The 8602-nt window shown below is 72.0% G+C and carries 9 protein-coding genes; 7 read left to right on the forward strand and 2 right to left on the reverse strand.

Annotation, left to right across the window (positions count from 1 at the left end; all coding sequences use genetic code 11):
• Nucleotides 1–685: 685 nt before the first annotated feature.
• Nucleotides 686–1255: a cation:proton antiporter domain-containing protein gene (locus tag ACZ4EG_RS21120; protein ID WP_467791681.1), complete on the forward strand. Its 570-nt coding sequence runs from the start codon at nucleotides 686–688 to the stop codon at nucleotides 1253–1255.
• A gap of 1 nt (nucleotide 1256) precedes the next feature.
• Here the strand turns inward: ACZ4EG_RS21120 and ACZ4EG_RS21125 are convergent, their stop codons facing one another.
• Nucleotides 1257–1835: a fasciclin domain-containing protein gene (locus ACZ4EG_RS21125; RefSeq protein WP_467791665.1), complete on the reverse strand. Its 579-nt coding sequence runs from the start codon at nucleotides 1833–1835 to the stop codon at nucleotides 1257–1259.
• A 402-nt stretch (nucleotides 1836–2237) separates the two neighbouring features.
• Entirely contained in the window at nucleotides 2238–2732 is a 495-nt protein-coding gene (locus tag ACZ4EG_RS21130) for a hypothetical protein (protein ID WP_467791666.1), read from the reverse strand.
• A 499-nt stretch (nucleotides 2733–3231) separates the two neighbouring features.
• Between ACZ4EG_RS21130 and ACZ4EG_RS21135 the strand changes: the two genes are divergently transcribed.
• From ACZ4EG_RS21135 to ACZ4EG_RS21160, 6 genes are all read left to right on the forward strand, one after another.
• A complete protein-coding gene (locus tag ACZ4EG_RS21135) occupies nucleotides 3232–4431 on the forward strand; it encodes a sensor histidine kinase (RefSeq protein WP_467791667.1) in 1200 nt (399 codons plus the stop codon).
• Between the two features lie 81 nt (nucleotides 4432–4512).
• Nucleotides 4513–5307, forward strand: a complete 795-nt coding sequence (locus ACZ4EG_RS21140; protein ID WP_467791668.1) for a LytR/AlgR family response regulator transcription factor — start codon at nucleotides 4513–4515, stop codon at nucleotides 5305–5307.
• Entirely contained in the window at nucleotides 5300–5674 is a 375-nt protein-coding gene (locus tag ACZ4EG_RS21145; RefSeq protein WP_467791669.1) for a hypothetical protein, read from the forward strand. The genes ACZ4EG_RS21140 and ACZ4EG_RS21145 overlap by 8 nt, the downstream gene beginning before the upstream one ends.
• Nucleotides 5671–7236 (forward strand): sodium/solute symporter, encoded by a 1566-nt coding sequence (locus tag ACZ4EG_RS21150; RefSeq protein WP_467791670.1) that lies wholly within the window; start codon nucleotides 5671–5673, stop codon nucleotides 7234–7236. Before ACZ4EG_RS21145 ends, ACZ4EG_RS21150 begins: the two co-directional genes overlap by 4 nt.
• Nucleotides 7237–7531: 295 nt before the next feature.
• Nucleotides 7532–8185: an acetate uptake transporter gene (locus ACZ4EG_RS21155; protein WP_467791671.1), complete on the forward strand. Its 654-nt coding sequence runs from the start codon at nucleotides 7532–7534 to the stop codon at nucleotides 8183–8185.
• Between the two features lie 43 nt (nucleotides 8186–8228).
• A partial coding sequence (locus ACZ4EG_RS21160) for an acetyl-coenzyme A synthetase N-terminal domain-containing protein (protein WP_467791672.1) occupies nucleotides 8229–8602 on the forward strand: 374 nt, incomplete at its 3' end.

Below are 8602 nucleotides of genomic sequence, written 5' to 3' on the forward strand. Positions count from 1 at the left end.
CAGGGACGGCGACGAGCGCATGAGCCCTCCCGGATTCCGGCAGTCACGCACATCCTCTGATGTCCGGTCCGAGCCCGCTCGGCGATGTCATTCGGCACGAGCGCCGGTGTCCGGCCGGTTCGATGAAGGCGGGTTCCGTGTTCACGTGACGGAACATCGGAGCCCGCCCGACCGAACACCGAGCCGGCTCCGTTCGATGGACGCCTTCGGCACCAAGCAGCGCTTGTGCGCAGCGCCAGGCACAGTCGCCGCGAGGAGGCCGACGTCCGCCCCGATCAGCGGACCGGGCTCCGCCCGCGGCTCGGCGCCGATGCGGCACGTACGCTCCAGCCGGGGTGCCGACGGCCGAGGCGGCATTCCGGCCTCCAGTGCGGCGAGGTCGGGCAGGCGGCCACCCGGCCAGTGGCCGAGGACCGTGGACCGGCCGACGCCGGCCGCCCCTGGCTGAGCTGGACGGCCCTGGCCGGTACACGATCGGGGGTGCTCGCCCTGATGCGCACCGACACCGACGCACGCACCCAGCTGCTGTCCGCCGCCCTCACCGCGCTCATCCCGCTCGCCGCAGCCCTCCACAACCCTCGCGAAAAACCAGGCAAAGGCGTGGTGGGGCGGTACGAGAATCAGGGCCCGCTCGGCCCTGAGCCCCCAGTCGTGAGCGGATCTCGGCGCCTTCATCGCCGCCTGGATCGGCGGCTTCGCCTTCGGTTTCGCACTTCGCCGGTTCCCGGCCGCCGAACCGCACAGGGGCCCGGGCCCTTTACAGGAGGCCCCGACCGTACCGCTGCCTGTCACCGAGCACCTCGGGGAACTCCTGGCCTCACTCAGTCTGCTGGTCTTCGGAGCCGTACTGCTCGGCCCGACGCTGGAGAACCTGAGCTGGGGCATTGTTGGCTACGCGGTTCTCAGGCTCACCGTCGTCCGGATGCCGCCAGTGGCCGTCGCGCTCGCCGGCAGCGGGCTGCGACTTCCCACGGTGGCATACATCGGGTGGTTCGGACCCCGTGGTCCGGCATCCGTCGTGCTCGCGCTGCTGCTCCTTGAAGAGGAACACGTCCAGGGAGTCGAGCTGCCGGCGAGAGCGGTGGCGGTCACTGTCGGCCTGAGCGTGTTGCTGCACGGTGTCTGCGCCGTCGCCCTCGCCGACCGGTACGGCAGCCGGCACGAGAAGACCACGGGCACGGGCCGGAAACTGCGCGAGGGAACTCCCGTTCCCGAGTCCGCACGGGTCGCCCCGCGCCGGGTACGAGAGCCATGAGTCAGGACGGGGGCTGGAGAACTGTGTCAATGACGTAGATGGTGGCGTTCGCGGCCTTGATGTTGCCGCAGACGATGTTCGCCTTGCCGTTGACCTTGAAGTCGGTGCCCGAGCCCGACGTGGTCAGTTTGCTGCCTTCCAGCGTCGTGAACGAGCCGTTGGAGAGTTCGGCCGGGGTGATCTGCTTGTCCACGACGTGGTAGGTCAGCACCTTCTTCAGCTGCCCCTGATTGCCGAGGAGCGAGGCAAGCTGCGACACGGTGACACTCTTGAAGGCCTGGTTGTTGGGAGCGAAGACGGTGATGCCGGGCTTTCCGTCGAGGGTACTGCTCAGCTTTGCTCTGACCGTGGCTGAGACCAGCTGGCTGAGCTGTGGATATGCGGCCGCAGCCTCTTCGACCTTGTCCTTGGCCGTGTTGGCCTTCTGGGTGAGCGCAGAACAGCCGGGACCGAACGTCCCCGACGGGCCGGGAGACGGGCCCTGTGCGTGGCTCTGCGATCCCAGACCTCCAAGGGCGAGCGGCATGGCGACCAGAGCTGCTGCGGTGCCCTTCGCTGTACGCATGCGGATGAACCTCATCGCAACCTTCCTCCCGTGGAGGCATGAACACTGCAGAGGTTTGGACTGCGGAAGTCTTCGTTTCCGCTGGGCGGGGTGGGGTGGCTGCTGCGCCGCGGCCTTGGGCCCTCATCACCCGGCCACTCAGCGAGCGTATCCAGCAGGTGCGGGTGACTGCATCTCGAAGTCCCGACGCGGTGAACGCCACGCCCTGCAGGACATCGGCCCACCCGGGCTCGGCGAATTGACGCAAGCGGCCAGTGGTCGGCCTGGCACGGCAGGGAGCGAGACGCTCCTGCCGGCGTCCAGTGGTGGGCGGGGTGGGACGCCGGCCTGGGCGGCTCCTCCAGAGCAGGCGGGCCGTCGGCGGGTGTGGTCGAGCCTGCCACTCGCCCCGCTCCCGCCTGGCCGCCAGGACCAGGATCAGGCGTGGCGCTGGTAGTTGGTCTCGTACTCGTCGAAGACGATGTGTGCGTCGCCGTGTGCGCTCACCCGCAGATCTTCGTCGAGCGTGCGGACGTGGTACTGCCAGCCTTCAGGAAGCTGCAGGCGTTCCTCGAGCGTGGGCAGTTGCTCCACGTTCAGGTCCGGGTCGACGTGCCGGGAGAGGTTTTGCATGACGTACTGGTGTCCCTCGGGGGAGACGAGTTCCCCCACGGTGTGCATGCCGATGCCCTCTACGGAGGTGACTCGCCCGGCGTCGCGGAGCTCCGCGGTGGCGGCGTCCATGAGCGCGCGGCGCGGCCCGTTCATCCACACGGCGTCTCCGTGGAACTCCGCTGCCAGGGCGGCGGGATCCAGGGCACGGAATGCCTCGTCGGTGAAGTCGACTGGCAGGCCGATGGTGTTGTAGACAACCCCCGTCGCTCCGGGACCGTCGGCATCTTTGGTGAAGACGATGATCTCGGCGTGAGGCACGCCGCGGAGATTTTCCAACGTCCTGGTCACTGAGTCCCGGTCGGCCGGCGTCGACGACATACGGTCTGCAGCAAAAGCGAGAGAAGACATGCCATGGACGCCCCCCAGGGGCAGGACGCAGGCGCCCTGCCGACGCTGCGGGCTGCCGCCGACCCGGTGGCCCGCGGAGGCGAAGGGGTCACAGTCATGGCGGTGGGACAGGTCGGGTGCGTGCGGGCAGCGGCAGGGCGATGTCCACGCCTTCGATGTCGCAGACCGGAGTCCGGGAGCCGCCTGGGCGCCGTATCCCGGACTCGGCTCCCAAATGGTCACGCTCCGCCGCTGCCTGAGCTCGGCCGATACCGGCGAAGCCCTGAGGACGGCCGCGCTGGAGGGCTTCGGGACCTGGCTCCGAAACTGGCGGCAGGCGTCCTCGGAGAAGGTCGGACGGGGCAGCGGACATCTCTGGTGTATGGCGCGAATCGTCCACCCCGCTCTTCGGGGAGTTACCGTGTCCGCCATGACGGGCGTATTCCGGCACCGGCGGTGGCTGCGGCGGCACGTCGGTTTCGACGGGCGGGCCGGGCAGGCGGCCTTCGAGGCGTTGCACCGGGCCTCCCTCGCGGCGCCGGCGTTGCGCGGCGGGCTGACCGAGGCGTCGGCCGGTGTGGCCGCGCGGCATCTGCGGGAGCTGCTGGGTGTCCCGGCGCTGGCCATCACGGACACCGAGCGCGTCCTCGCGTGGGACGGCGCCGGGAGGCACCACGGCGCGGCGGCGGTGGACCTGGCCGCCGACGTGCTGGCGGGCGGCGGGACGGCCGTGCTGAAGGCCGACCGGGTGTGGTGCGGGGAGGTGCGCTGCGAGCTCAGGGAGGCCGTCGTGGCGCCGCTGGTGGTGGAGGACCGGGTGGAAGGCGCGCTGCTCGCCCACGCCCCCGGCGTGTCGGCAGGCTTGGTCCGCGCGAGCGGCGAGGTGGCCCGCTGGACGTCCGGGCAGCTGGAACTCGCGGAGTTGCACCGTTCCCGCACCCGCCTGGTGGAGGCCGAGCTGCGGGCGCTGCGCGCGCAGATCTCCCCGCATTTCTCGTGCAACGCGCTGACCGCGATCGCCTCGCTGGTGCGCACCGATCCGGAGCGGGCCCGCGAACTGCTGCTGGACTTCGCCGACTTCACGCGTTACTCGTTCCGGCGCCACGGCGAATTCACCACGCTGGCGGAGGAGTTCCGTTCGATCGGCCAGTACCTGGTACTGGAGCAGGCGCGCTTCGGTGACCGGCTGCGTGTCGACGTCCAGGCGGCCGTGGAGGTGCTGCCGGTCGCGGTGCCGTTCCTGTGCGTGCAGCCGCTGGTGGAGAACGCCGTCCGGCACGGCTTCGAGGGCCGCACCGGGCCGGGGACGATCACGGTGCTCGCGTGGGACGCGGGCGCCGAGGCGCACATCACCGTGGAGGACGACGGAGTCGGCATGGACCCCGAGGAGCTGCGGCGCATCCTGACCGCCGGCGGGGCCGGGGCCGTGGGGTCGGGAGGCGGCGTGGGGCTGGGAAACGTCGACGCCCGGCTGCGGCAGGTGTACGGGGACGCGTACGGGCTGGTGGTCGAGACCGCGCCCGGCGCGGGCACCAAGGTGCGGATCCGGGTGCCCAAGTACCGGGCCGGCGTCACGGCCGCCGCGGGGAGCGGGGAACGGCCCGGCGAGGGGCTCGGCATGCTCAAGTGAGCGCCACCCCCTCATGTGTGTGGCGCATGCCACACCTGTCGGGAGATTGACCCGGTGTGCGGAAAATGCACAGACTCACGCATGCTGAGCATCCTGGTGGCCGACGACGAACCCCATGCCCGGGAGGAACTCGTCTACTTGCTCGGCCTGGATCCGGGCGTCGGCCTTGTGGAGTCCGCGGCGGACGGCGCCGCCGCGCTGCTGGCGCTGGACCGCGCGCTTCAGGAGAACAGGCCCGTGGACGCGGTCTTCCTCGACGTGCGCATGCCCGGCCTGGACGGGCTCGGGGCGGCCAGGGTCCTGTCCCGCTTCGCCGCTCCGCCGCCGGTGGTGTTCGTCACCGCGTACGACGACTTCGCGGTGCACGCCTTCGAGGTACGGGCCCTGGACTACCTGCTCAAGCCCGTACGCGCCCAGCGGCTCGCCGAGACCGTCCGGCGCATCGCCGAGCGGCGTGCGGAACCGTCCCCCACCCCCGCGCCCCCTGCCCCCGCCGAGCAGCCCGCACAGAACGACGACGAGACGATCGCCGTCGAGCTGTCCGGTGTGACGCGGTTCGTCCGGCGCTCCGAGGTACGGCACGTGGAGGCGTGCGGCGACTACGTACGTCTGCACCTCGCATCCGGCAGCTGTCTGCTGCGGGTGCCGCTGTCCAGCCTGGAGGACCAGTGGCAGGACGCCGGATTCGTCCGGGTGCACCGCCGCCACCTCGTCGCCACCGGCCACATCGAGGAACTGCTGGCCGACTCCGGACGGCTGTCGGTCCGCGTGGCCGGCGCCGTCCTGCCGGTCAGCCGCCGTAGCAGCCGCAGACTCCGGGAACTGCTGCTGCCCCCGTCCGGGCCGCCGAGGTCGAGAGGCACCGCCGATGGGTGAGCCGGCCGAGCGCGTGACCGTCACCCATCCGCGCACCCGCGCCGCCCGCCCCGGCCAGCGGAACGCCGCGGTACGCGACGTGCACGAACAGACCCCGCTCGGCGAGGTCTACGTCAAGGCGCTGATGCGCACCCAGCTGCGGCTGGCGCTGCTGGTGTGCGGCGCGGTCTGCACGCCGCTGGCCTGCCTGCCGCTGCTGCTCGGGCGCCCGGGGGCGCCGTCCGAGGCGCGGCTGTGGGGTATCGGCCTGCCCTGGCTGGTCCTGGGGCTGCCGGTCTACATGCTGCTGGTGAGCGCCGGTGCCTGGTACGTGCGCCGGGCGGAGCGGCACGAACGCGACTTCGTCGAGCACGTCCACCGCTCATGAGCACAGCGGGGAACCTGACCGCCGTCCTGCTGGTCGTCGCCCTGACGGTGGCCGTCGGCGGTTACGGCCTGAAGTCGCGTTCCACCTCGGACTTCTACGTCGCCTCCCGCACCGTCTCGCCGCTGCGCAACGCGGCCGCCGTCAGCGGCGAGTACCTCTCGGCAGCCTCCTACCTGGGCATCGCCGGACTGCTGGTGGCCTACGGGAGCACGATGCTCTGGTACGGCATCGGATACACGGCCGGCTATCTGGTGCTGCTCGTCCTGGTGGCCGCGCCGCTGCGCAGGTCGGGGGCCTACACCGTCTCCGACTTTGCCGAGGCGCGCCTGGGCTCGTCGGCGGTGCGGCGGACGGCCACCGCCTTCGTGGTGCTCATCGGGTGGCTTTACCAGGTGCCGCAGTTGCAGGGCGCGGGACTGGCCCTGCACGCGGCCCTCGGAGCGCCGGCCTGGTCGGGAGCGGTGCTGGTGACGGCGGTGGTGCTGGTGAGCGTGATCGCCGGGGGCATGCGCAGCGTCACGCTCGTCCAGGCCGTCCAGTTCTGGCTGAAGCTGGCCGCGCTCGCCGTCCCGGCGATCGTCCTGCTGCTCATCTGGCGCGGCGCCTGGCACCCGTCCGGCAGCCCGCCCGCGGCCCCCGCGCCGGCTGCCCGCCCGGCGGCGGACCAGGGTGGTGGGCAGGCACTGTACGGCGTGTACTCGCTGATGGTGGCCACCTTCCTCGGGGCGATGGGCCTGCCGCACGTCATCGCGCGCTTCTACACCAACCCCAACGGCCGCGCGGCCCGCCGCACGACGGTGGGCGTCCTCGGTCTGCTGGGCGCCTTCTACCTGCTGCCCGAGGTGTACGGCGGGCTGGGGCGGCTCTACGCGCCCGGCCTGGCCGCCGCCGACCGGGCGGACACCGTGGTACTGCTGCTGCCCGGACGGCTCGTGCCGGGCACCGCGGGCCAGCTGCTGACGGCGCTGGTGGTCGCCGGCGCCTTCGCCGCCTTCCTGTCAACGTGCTCCGGGCTGGCCCTGTCGGTGGCCGCCGTGCTCTCGCAGGACCTCCTCGGCGGGGACGTGCGCGGGTTCCGCCGGGCCTCCGCGCTGGCCGTGCTCGCCCCCTGCGCCATCGCGCTGCTGCTGTCGGAGAGCGGAGTGTCGGTGGCCCACGAGGTGGGGCTGATCTTCTCGGTGGCCGCCTCCACGTTCTGCCCCCTGCTGGTGCTGGGCATCTGGTGGCGGCGGCTGACCTCGGTCGGAGCCGTCGCCGGGATGCTGGTCGGCGGCGGGCTGTCGGTGGCCGCGCTGACGCTCACGCTGCTGGGCACGGGCGGGCCGGGCTGGGCCGGCATCCTGCTCGCCGAGCCCGCGGCCTGGAGTGTGCCGGCGGCGTTCCTGACCATGGTGGGCGTGTCCCTGGCCACGCCCCGCAGGGTGCCCGCGGGGACCTCCGTGATGCTGGCCAGGCTGCACCTGCCGGAGGCACTGGATGCGGGCACGGCCGGCCGCTCGGCGGTGACGGGCGACCGTTCGTCCCGCACCCCCGTCCGTCCGTCGCGCGACGGACGCCACTGACCGACAAGTCCCGTACCGGGGCTCCCCGTCGCGGCGCGGGTGCCGCACAGTAACCGGCCAGAGCGAGACACCACGGAACGCCCGGCCGCCGAGCCGCGCTCCCGGACCGGGAGCGGCAGCCGGACGTCCCCCCGCCTCCGCCCGCGGGCGTGCGCGACCTCCCGGCCCCGACCCCGAGCCGACCCGCCGCCCACACCGCACCCCGCACCTTCTGCCGTCGCCCGCGACCGCGGACGACGCACCACCCCGTCCCAGGCCCTGCGCCGAGCAGGCACCCCGACCCAAGGACCGCGCCATGACCCAGACCCAGACGCCCGTCACCGACGAGCTGCCCGCCGCCCCCCAGGAGCAGACCCCGGCCGCGCCCGAGGCACCGCGCCCGCAGATCGCCGACCCCGGCCCCCTGGGTCTGGCGGCGTTCGCCCTCACCACCTTCGTGCTCTCCGTCTTCAACGCCGGACTGATCAAGGACGCGTCGCTGGAGGCCGTCGTGCTGCCGCTCGCGCTGTGGTACGGCGGCATCGCCCAGGTCCTCGCCGGCATGTGGGAGTTCCGCAAGAACAACACCTTCGGCGCGCTGGCGTTCACCTCCTACGGATCCTTCTGGCTGTCCTTCGCGGCCTACGTCCAGTTCGTCGCCCCGAAGCTGCCGACGGACCACGCCTACCAGGCGACCGGCCTCTTCCTGCTCGCCTGGACGATCTTCACCCTCTACATGACGGTCGTCACCACCCGGATCAGCGGCCTGCTGCTCGCCGTGTTCGCGGCTCTGTCGGTGACCTTCGCGCTGCTCACCGCCGGAGAGCTGGCACAGCGCACGGAGCTGAGCCACGCGGGCGGCTGGGCGGGCCTGCTCACCGCACTGCTCGCCTGGTACGGCTCGTTCGCCGGGGTGGCCAACGCCACCTGGAGGAACCGGTCCCTGCCGACGTGGCCGTTCCAGGCCTGATCCGCCCCCTGCCGACCGCCCGACCGACCACTAGGGAGTCCCCATGAGCAACGAGAGCCTGGCCAACCTGCTGAGGGAGGAGCGGCGGTTCGCCCCTCCCGCCGGCCTGGCCGCGCATGCCAACGTCACGGCGGAGGCGTATGAACAGGCCAAGGCTGACAGGCTCGGCTTCTGGGCCGAGCAGGCCCGTCGGCTGACCTGGGCCAAGGAACCGTCTCAGACGTTGGACTGGTCGAACCCGCCGTTCGCGAAGTGGTTCAAGGACGGCGAGCTGAACATCGCGTACAACTGCGTGGACCGGCACGTGGAGGCCGGGCACGGGGACCGGGTCGCGATCCACTTCGAGGGCGAGCCCGGCGACAGCCGCTCGATCACCTACACCGAGCTGAAGGACGAGGTCTCCCGCGCCGCGAACGC

The organism is Streptomyces sp. NPDC025638, assembly GCF_055558775.1.